Source organism: Variovorax sp. 20P10.2.4 (assembly GCF_058244205.1).
On record NZ_JBZAYE010000089.1, the window covers coordinates 1 to 18,003 of the forward strand.

At 69.8% G+C, this 18,003-nt stretch carries 17 protein-coding genes and 1 pseudogene; 12 read left to right on the forward strand and 6 right to left on the reverse strand.

Translation table 11 applies throughout. The features are described 5' to 3' along the window. Nucleotides 1-285 (forward strand): annotated as a pseudogene (locus tag AC27VN_RS11510) (beta-ketoacyl-[acyl-carrier-protein] synthase family protein); the annotation flags it as partial. A gap of 12 nt (nt 286-297) precedes the next feature. On the opposite strand, the gene AC27VN_RS11515 reads toward AC27VN_RS11510, so the two are convergent. Next, complete coding sequence (locus AC27VN_RS11515; protein ID WP_296781342.1) at nt 298-1,191, reverse strand: LysR substrate-binding domain-containing protein; 894 nt, start codon at nt 1,189-1,191, stop codon at nt 298-300. Between the two features lie 186 nt (nt 1,192-1,377). Here AC27VN_RS11515 and AC27VN_RS11520 point away from each other — a divergent pair, with 186 nt between their 5' ends. The 4 genes from AC27VN_RS11520 to AC27VN_RS11535 all read left to right on the forward strand — a co-directional run bounded on the left by AC27VN_RS11520 (nt 1,378) and on the right by AC27VN_RS11535 (nt 6,066). After that, nucleotides 1,378-2,742: a M20/M25/M40 family metallo-hydrolase gene (locus AC27VN_RS11520; protein WP_490876622.1), complete on the forward strand. Its 1,365-nt coding sequence runs from the start codon at nt 1,378-1,380 to the stop codon at nt 2,740-2,742. An 82-nt stretch (nt 2,743-2,824) separates the two neighbouring features. After that, complete coding sequence (locus tag AC27VN_RS11525) at nt 2,825-3,274, forward strand: DUF2501 domain-containing protein (RefSeq protein WP_490876623.1); 450 nt, start codon at nt 2,825-2,827, stop codon at nt 3,272-3,274. A gap of 154 nt (nt 3,275-3,428) precedes the next feature. Beyond that, nucleotides 3,429-5,168 (forward strand): SulP family inorganic anion transporter, encoded by a 1,740-nt coding sequence (locus AC27VN_RS11530; protein WP_490876624.1) that lies wholly within the window; start codon nt 3,429-3,431, stop codon nt 5,166-5,168. 10 nt (nt 5,169-5,178) lie between these two features. Beyond that, on the forward strand, nt 5,179-6,066 hold the full coding sequence (locus tag AC27VN_RS11535; protein ID WP_490876625.1) for a LysR substrate-binding domain-containing protein: 888 nt from the start codon (nt 5,179-5,181) through the stop codon (nt 6,064-6,066). Between the two features lie 20 nt (nt 6,067-6,086). Here AC27VN_RS11535 and AC27VN_RS11540 read toward each other — a convergent pair whose 3' ends face one another. Then, entirely contained in the window at nt 6,087-6,674 is a 588-nt protein-coding gene (locus AC27VN_RS11540; protein WP_296777991.1) for a DUF3299 domain-containing protein, read from the reverse strand. A 117-nt stretch (nt 6,675-6,791) separates the two neighbouring features. Here AC27VN_RS11540 and AC27VN_RS11545 point away from each other — a divergent pair, with 117 nt between their 5' ends. Continuing rightward, nucleotides 6,792-7,328, forward strand: coding sequence for a hypothetical protein (locus tag AC27VN_RS11545; protein ID WP_490876626.1), 537 nt, complete (start codon nt 6,792-6,794; stop codon nt 7,326-7,328). Here the strand turns inward: AC27VN_RS11545 and arfB are convergent. The 4 genes from arfB to AC27VN_RS11565 all read right to left on the reverse strand — a co-directional run bounded on the left by arfB (nt 7,294) and on the right by AC27VN_RS11565 (nt 10,704). Then, entirely contained in the window at nt 7,294-7,707 is a 414-nt protein-coding gene (gene arfB / locus AC27VN_RS11550; protein ID WP_398497122.1) for an alternative ribosome rescue aminoacyl-tRNA hydrolase ArfB, read from the reverse strand. The genes AC27VN_RS11545 and arfB overlap by 35 nt on opposite strands. Before the next feature lie 235 nt (nt 7,708-7,942). Further along, a complete protein-coding gene (locus AC27VN_RS11555) occupies nt 7,943-9,127 on the reverse strand; it encodes an acetyl-CoA C-acyltransferase family protein (RefSeq protein ID WP_296777997.1) in 1,185 nt (394 codons plus the stop codon). Nucleotides 9,128-9,171: 44 nt separating this feature from the next. Beyond that, the gene (locus AC27VN_RS11560; RefSeq protein WP_490876627.1) at nt 9,172-9,966 is read right to left on the reverse strand and encodes an enoyl-CoA hydratase/isomerase family protein; all 795 of its coding nucleotides are present in this window, start codon (nt 9,964-9,966) and stop codon (nt 9,172-9,174) included. 27 nt (nt 9,967-9,993) lie between these two features. Continuing rightward, complete coding sequence (locus AC27VN_RS11565) at nt 9,994-10,704, reverse strand: TetR/AcrR family transcriptional regulator (protein WP_490876628.1); 711 nt, start codon at nt 10,702-10,704, stop codon at nt 9,994-9,996. Between the two features lie 209 nt (nt 10,705-10,913). Between AC27VN_RS11565 and AC27VN_RS11570 the strand changes: the two genes are divergently transcribed. The 6 genes from AC27VN_RS11570 to AC27VN_RS11595 all read left to right on the forward strand — a co-directional run bounded on the left by AC27VN_RS11570 (nt 10,914) and on the right by AC27VN_RS11595 (nt 17,881). Continuing rightward, on the forward strand, nt 10,914-11,807 hold the full coding sequence (locus AC27VN_RS11570) for an ABC transporter ATP-binding protein (protein ID WP_490876629.1): 894 nt from the start codon (nt 10,914-10,916) through the stop codon (nt 11,805-11,807). Next, nucleotides 11,807-12,685 carry a branched-chain amino acid ABC transporter permease gene (locus tag AC27VN_RS11575; protein WP_057595845.1) on the forward strand — a complete coding sequence of 293 codons (879 nt, stop codon included), beginning with the start codon at nt 11,807-11,809 and terminating at the stop codon, nt 12,683-12,685. The genes AC27VN_RS11570 and AC27VN_RS11575 overlap by 1 nt, the downstream gene beginning before the upstream one ends. A 310-nt stretch (nt 12,686-12,995) precedes the next feature. Next, nucleotides 12,996-14,033: a branched-chain amino acid ABC transporter permease gene (locus AC27VN_RS11580; protein WP_490876630.1), complete on the forward strand. Its 1,038-nt coding sequence runs from the start codon at nt 12,996-12,998 to the stop codon at nt 14,031-14,033. 14 nt (nt 14,034-14,047) lie between these two features. Continuing rightward, entirely contained in the window at nt 14,048-15,238 is a 1,191-nt protein-coding gene (locus AC27VN_RS11585) for an ABC transporter substrate-binding protein (protein ID WP_490876631.1), read from the forward strand. Nucleotides 15,239-15,251: 13 nt separating this feature from the next. Next, nucleotides 15,252-16,070 (forward strand): ABC transporter ATP-binding protein, encoded by an 819-nt coding sequence (locus tag AC27VN_RS11590; protein WP_057595848.1) that lies wholly within the window; start codon nt 15,252-15,254, stop codon nt 16,068-16,070. Then, complete coding sequence (locus AC27VN_RS11595) at nt 16,067-17,881, forward strand: AMP-dependent synthetase/ligase (protein WP_490876632.1); 1,815 nt, start codon at nt 16,067-16,069, stop codon at nt 17,879-17,881. Before AC27VN_RS11590 ends, AC27VN_RS11595 begins: the two co-directional genes overlap by 4 nt. Nucleotides 17,882-18,003: the final 122 nt, after the last annotated feature.

Genomic DNA, 18,003 nt, shown 5'->3' on the forward strand with positions numbered 1-18,003 from the left:
GCCGCGGTCTGGGGCGACGATCTCGACGGCCTGCGCACCAGCTCGACCAAGGCGCTGCACGGCCACCTGCTCGGCGGCGCCGGCGCGCTCGAGGCGGTCATCACCATCCTCGCGCTGCGCGAACGCCAACTGCCGCCCAACGTGAACGGCGGCCAGGCCGATCCCGACTGCGCGCTGAACCTCGTGGCCGCAGCCGATGTCGACGCGCCTGCGCTCGAGGCGGCGATCAGCAACTCCTTCGCCTTCGGCGGCACGAACTCGGTGCTGCTGTTCCGCCGCGCCTGAATCGCGCCGGCCTCAAGCGGTCGGCAGTTCGCAGACCCAGTCGATGAAGGCCTGCACCAGCGGATCGGCCGCACGCTGCGGCGGCACGAACACGCTGTAGCCGCGGCGCGATGGCGCCTCGTGTTCGCAGGCCAGCGCCAGTTCGCCCGAGCGCAGCGCGCGCTCGACGTAGTAGCGCGGCACCAGCCCCACGCCGAGGTCGGCCCGCACCGCCTCGACCAGCATCGAGAACAGGTCGAAGCGATGGCCGGCGATCAGGTTCTCGGGCGGCTGCATCGCGGCGGGCGCCTGCGCGAACCACTCCTCCCAGGCACCGAGCCGGCTGCGCAGTTGCAAGAGCGGCGCTGCGCGGAAATCGCCGCGCGCCATCTCGGCACGGCCGCGGGCGCCGGGCGCGCACACCGCCACGCAGGCCTCGGCCATCAGCGGCTGCGTGTGGGCGCCGGGCCAGACCGCATCGTCGTACTGCACGCCGACGTCGAAGGGCAGGTCCTCCATGTAGCGCAGCGTCGGGAAGACCTGCAGGTGCAGGCTGCAGCCCGGCTGCAGCGCCGTGAAGCCGGGCAGCCGCGGCAGCAGCCAGCCCTCGGCCAGCACCGGCACCGCGCCCACGATCAGCCGCAGGCCGTCGGTGCGCCGCGCCATCGCCTCGAGCGTGTGGTCCTGCAGCCGGATCAGGTCGCCCGAGATCTGGCCGTGGTAGCGCCGGCCGGCCTCGGTCAGCGTGGTGCCGCGCGCGGAACGCTGCACCAGCCGCACGCCGATCTGGCTTTCGAGCAGACGCAGCTGCTGGCTCACGGCGCTGTGCGTGAGGCACAGCTCCTCGGCGGCACGGCTTACGCCGTGCTGGCGCGCGACCGCGTCGAAGACCAGCAGCGCGCGTGTGCTCGGGATGTGACGTCGCATGGTGTTCGTTAGAAAAACTGACGGAGTCGAAGATTAAACCCCAGCACGACAGCCGACTGAAAGGAAGAATCGCCGACGCTTCGTCCTCGGCGAACCGGTGATGCCGTCGTCGAGGCTTCGAATCCCTCTGGTTCCGTCGAACGACGGTTTTTCTTTCAACAGGATCCTTCACTCCCGGACTACCGCATGCCCCGTCTCGCGCCCTCTTCCCTCCGCCTCGCCCCGCTCGCCCTCGCCCTCGCGGTGTTCGGCGCCGCCCCGCTCGCCCATGCGCAGAGCGCGGCGGTGGCGCCCACGCCGGCCCAGGTGAGCCCGGAGGTCGAGAAGGCCTACACGCAATTGATGGCCGCGCCCACGGTCCAGAAGCTGCTCGAGGCGGTGAAGGCCGACCACGAGCGCTCGGTGGAAGACCTGCGGCTGCTGACCGAGATCGAGGCGCCGCCGTTCAAGGAACAGAAGCGCGCCGAGGCCTTCCTCGCGCGCATGAAGGCGCTGGGCCTGGCCGACGCGAAGATCGATGCCGAAGGCAATGTGGTCGGTCTGCGCAAGGGCACGGGCAATGGTCCGAAGCTGCTGATCTCGGCCCACCTCGACACCGTGTTCCCGGCCGGCACCGACGTGAAGGTGAAGGAGCGCGAGGGCAAGCTGTTCGCCCCGGGCATCTCCGACGACACGCGCGGCCTGTCGGTGCTGCTGTCCTGGCTCAAGGTGCTCAACGACAACAAGATCCAGACCCGCGGCGACCTGCTGTTCGTCGGCAATGTCGGCGAGGAGGAACTCGGCAACCTGCGCGGCATGAAGGCGATCTTTCGCGACCACCTCGACATCGACGGCATGGTCGGCCTCGAGCCCTCGCCCGACGGCAACGTGCTGGTGCTGGGCACCGCGAGCCATCGCTACGAGGTGAACTTCAAGGGCCCGGGCGGCCACAGCTTCGGCGCCTTCGGCCAGGTGCCCAGCGCGATCCACGGCATGGGCCGCGCCATCGCCAAGATCGCCGAGGTGCGCACGCCGAGCTTCCCCAAGACCACCTTCACGGTCGGCACGGTCGGCGGCGGCACCTCGGTCAACACCATCGCGCCCGATGCGCGCATGGCGATCGACATCCGCTCGGACGACATGGCCTCGCTGCTCGAGGCCGAGAAGAAGATCCTGGCCACGCTCGACGAAGCCGTGGCCGAGGAGAACAAGCGCTGGAACGTGAACACGCTGAGCGTGAGCACCAAGCTGATCGGCGACCGGCCCGGCGGCCGCACCCCACCGGATTCGGTGATCGTCGAGGCCGCCACGCGCGCCAATGCGGCCTTCGGCCACAAGACCTTGCTGCGCGGCGGCAGCACCGACGCCAACGTGCCGATCTCGCTGGGCATCCCCGCGATCATCATCGGCGGCGGCGGCAAGACCGGCGGCTTCCACGCGCTCAGCGAGTGGATCGACGTGACCGACGGCTGGAAGGGCGCGCAGAACTCGCTGGTGACCGTGCTCGGCCTGGTCGGCGTCGCGGGCGTGAGCGAACCGCTGCTGCCCAAGCGCCCGGCGCGCACGCGCTGAGCCGGTCCGCGCGGCGACCTCCTTTCGCCACCGGGGCGGCGTATGCTGTGCCCGCATATCCATTCGCACCAAGGAGGTCGCCATGAAGTTCCGTTCCACCCTGATCGCGCTCGCCCTGCTCGCGGCCGGCGTCTCGGCCAGCGCCGAATCGAAGCTGCTCGACCAGCTCAAGAACCAGATGGGCGGCGGCGCGGCCAGCGCCGGCAGCAGCGGCGGCGCGACCGCCGGGCTGGCCGAGAACCTCGGCTTCTCGATGCCCGCGATCGGCAACAACACCATGGGCAACGCGGCCGGCGTGCTGCAGTACTGCATCAAGAACAACTACCTGGGCGGCGGCGACGCGGCCTCGGTCAAGGACAAGCTGCTGGCCAAGATCACCGGCCAGAAGCAGCAGCAGACCGGCTTCGCGAACGGCGCCAAGGGCCTGCTCAAGGGCGGCGACGGCCAGACGCTCAACTTCAAGCTGCTGACCTCGAAGGTCAAGGAAAAGGGCTGCGACTACGTGCTGAAGAACGCGACCAAGCTGCTCTGAGGCCCGGGGCCCCGGCAGCGGCGATGCCGGGGTAAACCGTGCTGCGCCGGCACCGTGCGGCGCACTAACATCGCACGGTCGCGGCATTTTTCCTCTTCCCTTCGTTCTCGTGCCGCGTCCGCCCACGCCCCGCGTGCGCGACAGACCGCTTTCCATGACGCCGCCACCCGCCACCTCCGCTTCTTCCCCGTCCCTGCGCCAGCGCCTGGCGCGCTGGGTTCCCTGTCTGGGCTGGCCGCGCCCCTCCGCCGCCCTGCTGCGCGGCGAGGCGATGGCCGGCATCACGGTCGCGCTGATGGTGATCCCGCAGGGCGTGGCCTATGCGGCGCTCGCGGGCATGCCACTGGTCACCGGCGTCTACGCGGCGCTGTTCCCGGCGCTGATCGCCGTGATGTTCAGTTCCTCGCAACGGCTGTCGGTCGGGCCGACTGCGCTCACCAGCCTGCTCGTGGGCGCCTCGCTCGCGCCGCTGGCGGTGGCCGGCAGCCCCGAATGGGTGGCGATGGCGGTGTGGCTCACGCTGATGTCGGGCGCGATCCAGATCGTGCTGGGCGCGGGCGGCTTCGGCTGGATGCTGCGGCTGGTGAACTCGCCGGTGCTGATCGGCTTCACGCAGGGCGCGGCGGTGCTGATCGCGATCTCGCAATTGCCGGCGCTGCTGGGCTTCACCGGGCGCACCATCCCGCAGGTGCTGCGCGGCGACGGCCCGCTGCCCGACCTCACGGCCATCGCCTTCGGCCTCGGCGGCATCGCCGTGCTGTGGCTGGGCAAACGCTTCGTGCCGCGCTTTCCCACCACCATGGCGCTGGTGGCCGGCGCGGCCGCGCTGAGCTGGGGCATCAGCTATGCGCTGCGCGGCGGCGCGGTGGTCGGCAGCCTGCCCTCGGGCCTGCCCGACTTCTACTGGCCCGGCCTGCTGCCGGCCAGCACCTTCAGCGCGCTGGTGCTGCCGGCGCTGATGATCACGCTGGTGAGCTTCCTCGAGACCGCCTCCAGCGCCAAGGTCGACAACGCGCGCGCCGGCACGCTGTGGAACGAGAACCAGGACCTGATCGGCCAGGGCCTGGCCAAGCTGGCCTCGGGCTTCACCGGCGCCTTTCCCACCAGCTCCTCGTTCTCGCGCTCGGCGATCACGCTCTACGCCGGCGCGCAGACCGGCTGGGCCACGCTGTTCAGCGTGGTGGTGGTGGCCGGCGCGCTGCTGTGGCTGATGCCGCTGCTCTACCACGTGCCGCAGGCTGTGCTGGCCTCGGTGGTGGTGACGGCCATCCTCGGGCTGGTCAAGCCCTCGAGCTTCACGGCCCTGTGGCGCATCTCGCGGCTCGAGGCCGGCATCGCCATCGGCACCTTCGTGCTCACCATCGCGACCGCGCCCAGCATCTACTGGGGCGTGCTCGGCGGCCTGCTCGCGAGCCTGGCGAACTACATGTACCGCCACCTGCACCCGCGCATCATCGAGGTCGGCCTGCATCCCGACGGCAGCCTGCGCGACCGCCACCTGTGGAAGCTGCCGCCGCTGGCGCCGCACCTGCATGCGCTGCGCATGGACGCCGAACTCGACTTCGCCTCGGCCTCCACGCTCGAGCGCGCGCTCACGGTGGCACTGGCCGACCGGCCCGACCTCACCGACGTGTGCCTGTTCGCCCAGCCGATCAACCGCATCGACATCACGGGCGCCGAGGTGTTCGGCTCGATCCGCCGCATGCTCGAATCGCGCGGCGTGCGGCTGCACCTGAGCGGCCTCAAGCTGCCCGCGATGCAGGTGCTGGAGCGCGCCGGCCTGCTGGCGCCGGGGCCGCTGCTGTTCAGCTACCGCACCGACGGCGAGGCGCTGGCCGCGCTGGTGCCGCGCATCGAGGTGCCGGTGCCGGCCGAGGCCCGGGCCGCGCACTGAGCGAGCGCCCATGAAGACCACGATCGAGGAACTGCTGGCCTTCCGCACCGTGGTCGACACCGGCTCGATCACGGCCGCGGCCGAGCAGCTCTCGCAGACGGTCTCGGGCGTGAGCCGCGCGCTGAGCCGGCTCGAGCAGAAGCTGGCCACCACGCTGCTGCGCCGCACCACCCGGCGGCTCGAGCTGACCGAGGAAGGCGCGGCCTTCCTGCAGCGCACCCGCAGCATCCTCGACGCCATCGACGAGGCCGAGGAACAGATGGCCTCGCGCCGCGAGCAGCCCGCGGGCCGGCTGCGCGTGAATGCCGCCTCGCCCTACATGCTGCATGCGGTGGTGCCGCTGGTGGCCGAGTTCCGCCGCCGCTATCCGCAGATCGAGCTCGAGCTCGACACCGACGACCTGCCGATCGACCTGCTCGAGCGCCGCACCGACATCGCGATCCGCATCGGTCCGCTGCGCGACTCCACACTGCATGCGCGCCCGCTGGGCACGCACCGGCTGCGCGTGCTCGCGAGCCCAGCCTACCTCGAGGCGCATGGCCGGCCGCGCAAGGTGGAGGAACTCGCCACGCACACGCTGCTGGGCTTCACCCAGCCCGAGTCGCTCAACCGCTGGCCGCTGCGCGGCCCGCACGGCGACGAATGGCAGATCGTGCCCAGCCTCGCGGCCTCGAGCGGCGAGACCCTGCGCCAGCTCGCGCTGGCCGGCGTGGGCATGGTGTGCCTGTCGGACTTCATGACCGCGGCCGACCGCGCGAGCGGCGCGCTGGTGCAGGTGCTGGCGAGGGACACGGTCGACGTGCGCCAGCCGGTCAACGCGGTCTACTACCGCAACACGCAGCTGTCGGCGCGCATCACCTCGTTTCTGGATTTCCTGGCCGAGCGGCTCGCGGACTGAGCCGCGCCGCTCGCTTGCGCCTATTGCGCCTTGGCAACGAAGGGCTCGACCGCCGCCGAGCGGATCTCGTAGCCGCTCACGCCCATGTCGGCCGAGGCGTAGCGCGCCGCGCGCAGGGTGCCGCGCACATGCACCGTGTCCATCGCATGCAGGCCCTTCACCGTCTCGTGGGCGATCACGCGCACGATCTGGTTGGCCGGCGGCGGCGGCGTGTGGATGCAGGCGCCGAAGTACGGCACCAGCAGGAACTCGCGGATGCCGTCGGGCGAGGCGTCCAGCGGCACCACGAAGCCGGTCAGGCGGCCGTCGACGCCGTCGAGCGCCACGTTCACCGGCGCGTTGTCCCAGACCGCGCGCATCTCGTCGAGCATCTGGATCGCGCGCGGGTCGTTGTCGCGCAGCGATTCGAGGCTGATGTTGCGGTAGCGCTGGGTCGGGTCCCAGCTCTTGGGGATCAGTTCCTCCCACTTGAGCTCGGGCGCCACGCCGGCCGCCGCGCTGGCCGGGGCCGCGCGCTCGGGTCCGCATCCGGCCAGCAGCCCCGCGGCCAGCGCCAGCGAGAGAGCCGCGGCGCGCACGGGAGCGAAACGCTTCGTCAAGAAACTCATCGACAGGATTGTGCAAGCGCCGCGTGACCGCAGGTTTAAGCGGGACTTAACCGCCCCTCCCCAAAAGCGGCCGAAAACGACAGAATCGCGCGCACCACGAAACATGAGGAGCAGCACATGGCGGCAACGGTCTGGCTGGGGTTGACTTCGTTGGGGATCGTCCATACGGCGATCAGCCTGGTGGCGTTGGCGGCGGGGGCGCTGGCCCTGGTCCGTTACAAGGAGATCTCCTGGCGCACCGGCCTCGGCCGGCTCTACGTCTGGACCACGGTGCTGACCTGCCTCACGGGCTTCGGCATCTTCCAGCATGGCGGCTTCGGCCGGCCGCACGTGCTGGGCATCGTGACCCTGCTGGCGCTGGCCATCGGCTTCCAGGCCGGGCGCGGCCGGCTCTTCGGGCGCTTCGCGCGCCATGCCGAGCTGGCGGCCTATTCGGCCACCTTCATGTTCCACTGGATTCCGACCTTCACCGAGACGCTGACGCGGCTGCCGCTCGGCGCGCCACTGCTGGCGAGCCCCGATGCGCCCGAACTCAAGGCGATCACCGGCGTGCTGCTGGTGCTCTATGCGGTGGGCCTGAGCCTGCAGATCCGGCGGCTGCGCGGCGGCACCGCGCCGGTCAGTCCCCCCGGACCGGTCCGCGCAGGCTCTTGACCTGCGAGCGCTGGCTCTTGCCTTCGAGCCGGCGCTGCTTCGAACCGTAGGTCGGCTTGGTGGCGCGCCGCGCGCGCGGCACCGTCGCCACGCTGTCGACCACGGCCTGCAGGCGCGCAATCGCATCGGCGCGGTTCATCTCCTGGCTGCGGTGCTGCTGGGCCTTGAGCACCAGCACGCCTTCCTGCGTGATGCGGCTGTCGCGCAGCGCGAGCAGCCGCTCCTTCAGGTCCTCGGGCAGCGAACTCGCGCGGATGTCGTAGCGCAGGTGGACCGCGCTCGAGACCTTGTTGACGTTCTGCCCGCCCGCGCCCTGGGCACGGATCGCGCTGAAATCGATCTCGGATTCGTCGACGAGGATGGGGGGACGGTGCTGCACGGGCTGCATTGTGCGCGGTGCGGCGAAGCGGGAAGCCGGGGAGAGCGGTCTGGAAGAAGGCATGTCGCGTCGGGCAGACCACCCCGCCCGACGCGCTGCACACACCCGGAGTCCTCTCCTCGAATCACTCGCTCCTCCTCTCCGGGCAGGCAGAAGATTAGCGGGGGCATGGCGTCGGGTCCTCCTCCTTGTGGAGGATGCCGCCACACTCCGGCTTCTGTTCCTCGCCCCGCGATCAGACGCGCTCGAACACCGCGGCGATGCCCTGCCCGCCGCCGATGCACATCGTGACCAGCGCATAGCGGCCCTGCACGCGGTGCAGCTCGGCGATCGCCTTCACCGCGATGATCGCGCCCGTGGCGCCCACCGGATGGCCCAACGAGATGCCCGAGCCGTTGGGATTGACCTTGGCCGGGTCGAAGCCCAGTTCCTGGATCACCGCGCAGGCCTGGGCCGCGAAGGCCTCGTTCGACTCGATCACGTCGAAGTCGCTGACCTTGAGGCCGGTGCGCTCGAGCACCTTGCGCGTGGCCGGCACCGGGCCGATGCCCATGTAGGCCGGCTCCACGCCCGCGTGCGCATAGCCCACGAGCCGCGCCAGCGGCTTCAGGCCCTCGGCCTTCGCGCGCGCGCCCTCGGCCAGCACCAGCGCGGCGGCGCCGTCGTTGATGCCCGAGGCATTGCCGGCCGTGACCAGGCCATCCTTCTTGAAGGCCGGCTTCATCTTGGCGAGCGTCTCCAGCGTGGTGTCGGCGCGCACGTGCTCGTCGGTGTCGAACAGCACCACGCCCTTGCGCGTCTTGACCTCGACCGCAACGATCTGCTCCTTGAAGCGGCCCGCGGCGATGGCGGCCGCGGCACGCTGCTGGCTGGCCACGGCCAGCGCGTCCTGCTGCTCGCGCGTGATGCCGTAGCGCGCGGCGACGTTCTCGGCCGTGATGCCCATGTGGATCTTCTCCCACGGGTCGTGGAGGATGCCGAGCATGTAGTCGACCAGCTGCACGTCGCCCATGCGCGCGCCGTAGCGCGCGGCGGTGTCGAAGTACGGGCCGCGGCTCATCGATTCGGAGCCGCCGCCGATCGCGATGTCGCAGTCGCCGAGCGCGATCGCCTGCGCCGCCGAGACGATGGCCTGCAGGCCCGAGCCGCAGAGGCGGTTGACGTTGAAGGCCGGCGTCTCGATCGGGCAACCGGCATCGATGGCGGCGACGCGGCTGAGGTAGGCGTCCTTGGTGTCGGTGGGGATCACGTTGCCCATCACCACGTGGCCGATGGCCGCGGGCGCGACGCCGCTGCGCTCGATCGCGGCCTTGACCGCGGTGGTGGCCAGCTGGGTGTTGGGTACGTCCTTCAGCGAACCGCCGAAGGTACCGATGGCCGTGCGGGCGCTGCCGACGACGAAGATCTCGCGTGAGGTCATGAACTGCTCCTGGATGAAATGAACAAGAAAAGGGGAAAAAGGGATCAGCGGCCTTCGAAACGCGCCGGCTTCTTCGCGAAGAAGGCGTCGACGCCGCTGCGGAAATCCTGGCTCGCGGCGCAGACCTGGAAGGCCGCCGACTCGGCGGCGAGCTGCGCCGGCAACTCGCGCTCGAAGCTGCCGCGCATCAGCCGTCGCAACTGGCCCAGCGCCACCGTCGGCCCATGGGCCAGGCGCTGCGCCAGCGCCATCGCCTCGCCGGCCAGCGCATCGGCCGGCAGCACGCGGTTGATGAGGCCGATGCGCTCGGCCTCGGCCGCTTCGAGCATGTCGCCGAGCATCGCGATCTCGAGCGCGCGGCGCAGCCCGACCCAGCGCGGCAGCGCCCACGAGGCACCGACGTCGCAGCTCGCGCCGATGTTGACGTAGGCCAGGTTGAAGCGCGTGCCCTCGGCCGCGAGCACGAAGTCGGCCTGCAGCATCAGGCTCAGGCCCGCGCCGGCCGCCACGCCGTGCACCTGCGCGACCACCGGGGCGTCGATGGTGGCGAGCACTTCCAGCGCCTCGTGCAGCGGGCCGATCAGCGCGGCCGCGCCGCCCTGCGGATCGGCGCTCAGCAGCGCGAGGTCGCCGCCGGCCATGAAACCCTTGCCCGCGCCACTCAGGAGCACCGCGCGCACCGAACGGTCGGCCGCGATGGCGCGCACCGCCGCGAGGAAGGCCTGCGCCATCGGCACGTCGATGGCGTTGAGCGCCGCCGGGCGGTTGAAGCGCAGCGTGGCGACCGCGCCTTCGCGGCCGAACTCGAGCGGGGTGTCGGGGGTGGTGGTGTCGTTCATCGTTGTCTGCTCCATGGCATGGGAAGTTCAGGCGGCGGTCGCGCGCGGCTTGCGCCGCGCCGGTGCCACGGGCACCTGCTGCAGCACCCCGTTGAGCAGCAGCACGATCGCCTGGTCGGCGATCTGCTCGGGCGTGAGGTCGCCGTCGCGCCGGTACCAGCGGCCGATCCAGCTCAGCGCGCCGGCCAGCATGAAGGCGGCCATCTTCGGGTCGCAGGGCGCGATCGAGCCCTCGGCGATGCCCTCGTCGATCAGGCGGCGGAACTCGTGGTCGATGCCGGCCTTGAGGCGGCGCAGCTCCTTCTTGAGCGGCTCGGGCAGCGGGTCCTCGCCGATGCGGATCACGCACTTGCCGAACTCCTCGCAGACGATGGCCGAGTAGCTGCGCATGCAGGCCATGAGCTGGTCGAGCGCGCGGCCGCCGTTGCGGCGCACCTCGTCGATGCCCTCCTGCATCATGCCCAGCGCGGCGCGCACGCACTCGAGCAGGATGTCGTCCTTGCTCTTCACGTAGTAGTAGAGCGTGGGCTTGGTCACGTGCAGCCGCTCGGCGATGTCGTCGAGCGAGGTGGCGTGGAAGCCGCGCTCGTTGAACAGCTGCGCCGCCGTCTGCAGCACGGCCTGGCGCTTGAGTTCGCGCTGCATCGCGCGCTGGGCCGAGGGCACCCAGGGCGATTCGTCGGCGGCCTCGGTGGCAGAGGCCTTGGCGGCGGAGGCACGGCGCTTGGTGAGGGTCATGGGGCGATCCGGGTTCGCGCGCAGGGGTAAGTCCTGATGCCGCGGCGAAGTCGCGTCTGGAAGATCGCGGACGTTACCGAGGAGTAGAAATTCTACGGGCAAGTAGCCCGCGATGCGGATGCCGGAGGAACCCTGAGGCGGCGGCGCATCGCTCACCTGCTCTTTCTCTTCTCGTTCAGAAGCCCGGACACAGGACACGACTCGACGCCATGCACGCCGACACCGAGCGCCCGCGCGCCACCTCGCCCGCCGACGGTAGCGCCGCCGCGCCCGTGCTGCGCGTGGAGGCGCTCACGCTGGCCTTCGGCGGCGTGAAGGCGCTCAGCGGCGTCGGCTTCGACGTGCAACCCGGCTCGATCACCGCGGTGATCGGCCCCAACGGCGCGGGCAAGACCTCGCTGTTCAACACGGTCTCGGGCTTCTACCGGCCGACCGCCGGCCGCGTGGTCTTCGAGGGCGCGGACATCACGCGGTTGCCGGCACCGAAGCGCGCCGCGCTCGGGCTGGCGCGCAGCTTCCAGAACATCGCGCTGTTCCGCGGCATGACGGTGCTCGACAACATCAAGCTCGGCCGCCACGTGCACCTGAAGGCCAATGTGTTCGACGCGCTGTTCTACCTGGGCCGCGCGCGCCGCGAGGAGGCCGAGCTGCGCCGCGACATCGAGGAGCGGATCATCGACTTCCTCGAGATCGACCACATCCGCCATGCCAGCGTGGCCGCCCTGCCCTACGGCCTGCAGAAGCGCGTGGAGATGGCGCGCGCGCTCGCGATGCGCCCCAAGGTGCTGATGCTCGACGAGCCGGTGGCCGGCATGAACCGCGAGGAGACCGAGGACATGGCGCGCTTCATCCTCGACGTGCGGCGCGAATGGGGCATCACGGTGCTGATGGTGGAGCACGACATGGGGATGGTGATGGACCTGTCGGACCACGTGGTGGTGCTCAACTTCGGCCAGGTGATCGCGCAGGGCACGCCGGCGCAGGTGCAGGCCGATCCCGAGGTGGTGCGCGCCTACCTGGGCGCGGGCGACGTGGGCGAGCTGCGGCGCAGGCTGCGCGGCCAGGCGGCGGCCACCGCGGCAACGGCAACGACGGTGGCGTGATGGATTGGGCCTACCTGTTCGAGATCGCGCTGACCGGCCTGGCCGGCGGCGGGCTCTATGCGCTCGCTGCCCTGGCCTTCGTGCTGGTCTACAAGGCCACGCGGGTGGTCAACATCGCGATCGGCGAGATGCTGATGATCGGCGCCTACCTGTTCTTCGCCTTCGCCGCGACCTTCTCGCTGCCGATCTGGCTCGCGGTGCTGGGCTCGGTGCTGGGCACGGGGCTGCTGGGCGCGGTGATCGAGCGCACGATGATCCGTCCGCTGCTGGGCGAGCCGCCGATCTCGGCCTTCATGGTGACGGTGGGCTTGGCCTCGGTGCTGGTGGGCCTGGTCGAGATCGTCTGGACCGCCGACCAGCGCCGGCTGCCCGAGTTCATGCCGAGCGCGCCGGTGATGGTGGGCGAAGCCTTCCTGGCGCCCAAGGTGGCCTACGGCGCGCTCGCGGCGCTGGTGCTGATCGTGCTGGTGCTGCTGCTGTTCCGCTTCTGGCGCGGCGGCGTGGCCTTGCGTGCCACGGCGTCGGACCAGGGCGCGGCCTACATGATGGGCATCAACGTGCCGCGCGTGTTCTCGCTGGCCTGGGTGGCCTCGGCCATGATCGCGGCGGTCGCGGGCATCGTGGTCGGCGCGATCGGCGGCATCTCCTCGTCGATGGGGATCTTCGGTCTCTCGGTGCTGGTGGTGGTGATCGTGGGCGGTCTGGACAGCGTGCTCGGCGCGCTGGTGGGCGGTCTCTTCATCGGGCTGGTGGAGGCGCTGGCCGGGTCCTATCTCGGCGGCGAATACAAGCTGCTCGCGACCTTCGTGGTGCTGGTGATCGTGCTGATGATCCGGCCTTACGGGTTGTTCGGTACGCATGAGATCGAGAGGCTCTGATGATGATCTTCCCTTTCTCGATACGTACGGGGCGGGCTCGCGCCGGCGGGGTACTCCCCTCCGCGAATGTCCCCCGGCCGTCGGCCTCCTCCTTGATTTCGCTGCGGGGAGTACCCCACCGGCGCGCGCCTGGACACGACCGTGGATCCGGCCGCACAACGACTGCGCTCCTCGTGCACAGGGCAGTGGGTGCTTCCCGCAGCGAAATAAAGGAGGAGCCGAAGGCGGGGGACATTCGCGGAGGGAAGTACCCGCTGTCCTGTGCACGCGCCCCGGCCCATCCTCGCACCTCTTCAAGGCAGGCACGCAGATGCGCATAGGCACCCTCAAGCAAAGCTACATCGCAGACGCCGCGCTGTTCGACTCCCGCACCCAGAAGACCTGGCTGTGGGTCGGCGCGGCCCTGCTCGTGCTGTTCCCCTTCATGGCCAGCGACTACTGGCTCTACCTCGCCTGCCTCGTCGCCATCAACGTCGCGAGCGCCACCGGCCTCAACATCCTCACCGGCTACACCGGCCTCGTGAGCATGGGCCAGGCCGCGTTCATGGGCCTCGGTGCCTACACCGTCGCCATCCTGCAGATTCGATACGGCACGCCCTTCCTGTTCAACCTCTTCGCGGGCGGCGTCGTGGCCATGGTGGGCGGGCTCGTCGTCGGCATTCCCTCGCTGCGGGTCAAGGGCTTGTACCTCGCCATCGCCACCATCGCGGCCTCGTTCATCACCCACTTCCTGTTCGCCAACCTCAAGCTCACCGGCGGCACCACCGGACTGTCGCTGCCGCCCGCGCAGCTCTTCGGCATCGCACTCGACACCTCGTTCCGTTTGTACTGGCTGATCCTGCCGATCACCGTGCTGATGCTGCTGGGTGCGGCCAACCTGTTTCGCACCCGCGTCGGCCGCGCCTTCATCGCCATCCGCGATCGCGACATCTCGGCCGAAGTGCTGGGCATTCCGCTGCTGCGCTACAAGCTGCTCTCGTTCGGCCTCTCGTCGTTCTATGCCGGCGTGGCCGGCGGCCTCTGGGCCTACTTCTTCCGCGTCGTCACGCCCGAGAGCTTTCCGCTGCTGATGTCGATCTTCTTCCTCGCCGCCATCATCGTCGGCGGCATGGGCTCGATCCTCGGCGGCATCCTCGGCGCGGTGTTCATGACCATGGTGCCCGAGCTGCTCAAGCTGGTGTTCGACCTGCTGCCGGGCGGCCACGAGATGACCGTCTTCCTGTCGCCGGTGCGCACGGTCGTCTTCGGCCTGCTGATCGTCGGCTTCCTGGTGTTCGAGCCGCACGGGCTCGCCGAAGTGTGGCGGCGCATCCGCCGTTTCTTTCATCTGTGGCCTTTCAAGAACTGACAAGGAGACGAAGCATGGCATCCGACAAGAAGACCCCCGTCCTGCGCCGCCGCGAACTCATCGTGGCCGCCGGCGCCGCGCTCGCAGCGCCGCTCAGCGTGTATGCCCAGTCGGGCGAGGACATCGTCATCGGCGGCTCGATCCCGATGACCGGCGTGTTCGCCTTCGCCGGCATCGGCATCAACGCCGGCATCGCCGACTACGTGAAGATCGTCAACGACGCCGGCGGCATCAAGGGCCGCAAGCTGCGCTACGTGCCCGAGGACACCGGCTACAAGGTCGACGTCTCGGTCGCCACCTACAAGAAGATCACCAGCCAGAACAAGGTCAATCTGTACTACGGCGATTCGACCGGCTTCTCGAAGACCATCAACCCCGAGCTCGACCGCAGCGGCCAGATCCTCATGGCCGGCGCCTCGTTCGCCACCGAGCTCAACGACCCGGCCAAGTACCCGAACCAGTTCCTGGTCGGCCCCGACTACACCGAGATGATCGGCATCCTGCTGCGCCACATCGCCAAGGAGAAGCCCGGCGCGAAGGTGGCCTTCGTCTATTCCGATTCCGAGTTCGGCCGCGACCCCATCGAGTCGAGCGAGGCCGCCGCCAAGAAGCTCGGCCTCACCGTGCCCGTCAAGATCATGACGCCCGCCGGCAGCGTCGACGTCTCGACCGAGGTCATCAAGCTGCGCCGCGCCGCGCCCGACTACACCATCTTCCACGGCTACGTGCTCGCGCCCATTCCCGAGTTCGTGCAGCAGGGCAAGCAGATGGGCATGACCACCAAGTGGATGGGCACCTTCTGGACCATGGACAGCTCCACCGTCATGAAGATGGGCGAGGCCGGCGACGGCTTCATGGGCGTCATGCCCTACCGCTACTACTACGACACCTCGGCCAAGGCGCCCATGCTCGAGAAGATCCGAGCCTTGCGCCCCGAGTACCAGAGCACCGCCTACACCCAGGGCTTCCTCACCGCCATGCTGTTCACCGAGGCCGCCAAGCGCACCCTCGATGCCGGCAAGCCGCTGGACGGCAAGAACCTCAAGGCCGCGCTCAACAGCATCAAGGACTTCGACACCGGCGGCCTGATCGGCGTGCCGATCACCATCAAGGGCAACTCCATTCCGGTGGGCCGCGTCTACCGCGCCGACATGAAGGCGCAGAAGATGGTCGCGGCATCCGACTGGATCTCGCTCGACAAGTGAGCGGGCGGCGGCGATGAACACCGGCGGCGGCAGCCCCATCCTCGAGGTCAACAACATCGAGGTGGTCTACAACAAGGTCGTGCAGGTGCTGCGCGGCCTGTCGCTGGCCGTGCCGCGCGGACAGATCGTGGCGCTGCTGGGCAGCAACGGCGCCGGCAAGTCGACCACGCTGAAAGCCATCTCGGGCCTGCTGCCGCTCGAGGACGGAGAGCTCGAGGCCGGGCGCATCGCCTTCGACGGCCAGCCCACCGAGCGGCTCGCGCCGCAGCAGCTGGTGCGGCGCGGCCTCGCGCACGTGATGGAGGGACGGCGCGTGTTCGAGGACCTGACGGTCGAGGAGAACCTCGTGGCCGCCACCTACGCGCGCGCCGGCCGCGGCGCGCAGGCACGCGACTTCGACGCCGTCTATGCCTACTTCCCGCGGCTGCATGAGCGGCGTCGCGGCCTCGCGGGCTACCTCTCGGGCGGCGAGCAGCAGATGCTCGCGATCGGCCGCGCGCTGGTGGCCGAGCCCCAGCTGATCCTGCTCGACGAGCCCTCGCTCGGGCTCTCGCCCAAGCTGGTGGAGGAGATCTTCGGGATCATCGCGCGCATCAACGCCGAGCGCGGCGTGTCGATGCTGCTGGTGGAGCAGAACGCCAGCCTCGCGCTGGCCGTGGCCGACAGCGGCTACATCATGGAGAACGGAAAGATCGTGATCGACGGCAGCGCCGAGCGGCTCGCGGCCGACCCCGACGTGCGCGAGTTCTACCTGGGCGTCGGCGGTGCCGGCGAATCCAGGAGCTTTCGCGAGTTGAAGCACTACAAGCGGCGCAAGCGCTGGTTGTCATGACGCATCCCCTCCCCGAACGAAGCCTGCCGCAGATGCTGCGCGAGCAGGCGCGCGCGCAGGGTGCGCGCATCGCGATCCGCCAGAAGGACTTCGGCATCTGGCATCCGCTGAGCTGGGCCGACTACCACCGGCGCGCGGTCCACGTCGGCCTGGGTTTCGCGGCGCTGGGCCTGGCGCGTGGCGGCCATGTGGGCGTGATCTCCGAGAACCGCGTCGAATGGGTGCTGGCGCAGATGGGCGCGGGCCTGATCGGCGCCGTGGCCGTGGGCGTCTATCCCACCAGCCCGACCAACGAGGTGGCCTACGTGGTCGGCCATGCCGACATCGAGATCGTGGTCTGCGAGGACCAGGAACAGGCCGACAAGGTGCTCGAGGCCATCGACGCGCTGCCGCGGCTGCGCCGCATCGTCGTGATCGAGACCAAGGGCCTCGCGAGCTACGGGCCCGAAGCGCGCGAACGCCTCCTGAGCTTCGCCGAGCTCGAGGCCGCCGGTGCCGCGCTGCAGGCGCGCGAGGGCGATGCGCGCGTCGACGCCGCGCTGGCCACGCAGTCGCTCGACGACATCGGGCTCATGATCTACACCTCGGGCTCCACCGGCGCGCCCAAGGGCGCCATGATCTCGTGGCGCAACATCCGCGGCGTGGTGCCGGGCATCGTCGAGCGCTTGCAGCTCGACGCGCGCACCACCCACCTCTCGTACCTGCCGCTGTGCCACGTGGCCGAGCAGATGCTGACCAGCTTCGTGCCGCTGTACCTGGGTTCGCAGGTCAACTTCGGCGAATCGATACGCACCGTGCAGGAGGACCTGCGCGAGGTCGCGCCCACCATGTTCCTCGGCGTGCCGCGCATCTGGGAGAAGCTGCACGCCTCCATCAGCATCAAGATGCAGGACACCGGCCGGCTGCGCCAGGCGCTCTACCGCCGCGCGCTGGCCACCTGCGCGCCGCTGGCCGAGAAGCCGCGCGCCCAGTGGACCCCGGGCGAGCGGCTGCGCTTCGGCCTGGCCTACTGGAGCGTGCTGCGCGCGCTGCAGAACTTCATCGGCCTGCGCAACGCGCGCGTGGCGCTGACCGGCGCCGCGCCGATCCCGCCCGACGTGGTGCGCTTCTTCCGCACGCTGGGCGTGCCGCTGGTCGAGGTCTACGGCCTCACCGAATCGACCGGCATGGTCAGCGGCCACCGGCTCGACCAGGTGAAGGTGGGCACCGTGGGGCCGGCCACCGAGGGCGTGGAGCACCGCGTGGGCAACCAGGGCGAGCTGCAGATCCGCGGCGAGATGGTGTTTCGCGGCTACTACAAGAACCCCGAGGCCACGGCCGCATCGATCCGCGACGGCTGGCTGCACACCGGCGACGTGGTGGCCGAGGAAGGCGGCCAGCTGCGCATCGTCGACCGGCTCAAGGACATCATGATCACCGCGGGCGGCAAGAACCTCACGCCTTCGGAGATCGAGAACACGATGAAGGCCAGCCCCTACGTCAAGGAATGCATCGTGATCGCCGAGGGGCGCAAGTTCGTCTCGGCACTGGTGCAGATCGACTACGAGACCGTGGGCAAATGGGCCGAGGCGCAGCGCCTGGCCTTCACCCACTTCCGTTCGCTGGTCGAGCTGCCGCGCGTGCGCGAGCTGATCGATGCCGAACTGCAGCGCGGCAATGCGCGCCTCGCACAGGTGGCGCAGGTGCGGCGCTTCCACCTGCTGACGAAGGAACTCGACCACGACGATGGCGAGGTCACCGCCACCATGAAGGTGCGGCGCTCGAGCATCTACAAGACCTATGCGGGGGAGATCGAGGCGCTGTACGCCTGAGGGCCTCCACAAAAGAAAAGGCCGACTCGAAGCCGGCCTTTCGTGATCTGAAAAAAACTGCAGCCGTGTTGCAGCTGCTTACTCGCCGCGCGTCGCGGGCCGGGCCTGCACGTCCGTCACGT

Excerpts from the sequence above, each read along its gene's own strand:
- AC27VN_RS11515 (WP_296781342.1), bottom strand. The coding sequence starts at position 1,191 with ATGCGACGTCACATCCCGAGCACACGCGCGCTGCTGGTCTTCGACGCG.
- AC27VN_RS11520 (WP_490876622.1), top strand. The coding sequence starts at position 1,378 with ATGCCCCGTCTCGCGCCCTCTTCCCTCCGCCTCGCCCCGCTCGCCCTC.
- AC27VN_RS11525 (WP_490876623.1), top strand. The coding sequence starts at position 2,825 with ATGAAGTTCCGTTCCACCCTGATCGCGCTCGCCCTGCTCGCGGCCGGC.
- AC27VN_RS11530 (WP_490876624.1), top strand. The coding sequence starts at position 3,429 with ATGACGCCGCCACCCGCCACCTCCGCTTCTTCCCCGTCCCTGCGCCAG.
- AC27VN_RS11535 (WP_490876625.1), top strand. The coding sequence starts at position 5,179 with ATGAAGACCACGATCGAGGAACTGCTGGCCTTCCGCACCGTGGTCGAC.
- AC27VN_RS11540 (WP_296777991.1), bottom strand. The coding sequence starts at position 6,674 with ATGAGTTTCTTGACGAAGCGTTTCGCTCCCGTGCGCGCCGCGGCTCTC.
- AC27VN_RS11545 (WP_490876626.1), top strand. The coding sequence starts at position 6,792 with ATGGCGGCAACGGTCTGGCTGGGGTTGACTTCGTTGGGGATCGTCCAT.
- AC27VN_RS11555 (WP_296777997.1), bottom strand. The coding sequence starts at position 9,127 with ATGACCTCACGCGAGATCTTCGTCGTCGGCAGCGCCCGCACGGCCATC.
- AC27VN_RS11560 (WP_490876627.1), bottom strand. The coding sequence starts at position 9,966 with ATGAACGACACCACCACCCCCGACACCCCGCTCGAGTTCGGCCGCGAA.
- AC27VN_RS11565 (WP_490876628.1), bottom strand. The coding sequence starts at position 10,704 with ATGACCCTCACCAAGCGCCGTGCCTCCGCCGCCAAGGCCTCTGCCACC.
- AC27VN_RS11570 (WP_490876629.1), top strand. The coding sequence starts at position 10,914 with ATGCACGCCGACACCGAGCGCCCGCGCGCCACCTCGCCCGCCGACGGT.
- AC27VN_RS11575 (WP_057595845.1), top strand. The coding sequence starts at position 11,807 with ATGGATTGGGCCTACCTGTTCGAGATCGCGCTGACCGGCCTGGCCGGC.
- AC27VN_RS11580 (WP_490876630.1), top strand. The coding sequence starts at position 12,996 with ATGCGCATAGGCACCCTCAAGCAAAGCTACATCGCAGACGCCGCGCTG.
- AC27VN_RS11585 (WP_490876631.1), top strand. The coding sequence starts at position 14,048 with ATGGCATCCGACAAGAAGACCCCCGTCCTGCGCCGCCGCGAACTCATC.
- AC27VN_RS11590 (WP_057595848.1), top strand. The coding sequence starts at position 15,252 with ATGAACACCGGCGGCGGCAGCCCCATCCTCGAGGTCAACAACATCGAG.
- AC27VN_RS11595 (WP_490876632.1), top strand. The coding sequence starts at position 16,067 with ATGACGCATCCCCTCCCCGAACGAAGCCTGCCGCAGATGCTGCGCGAG.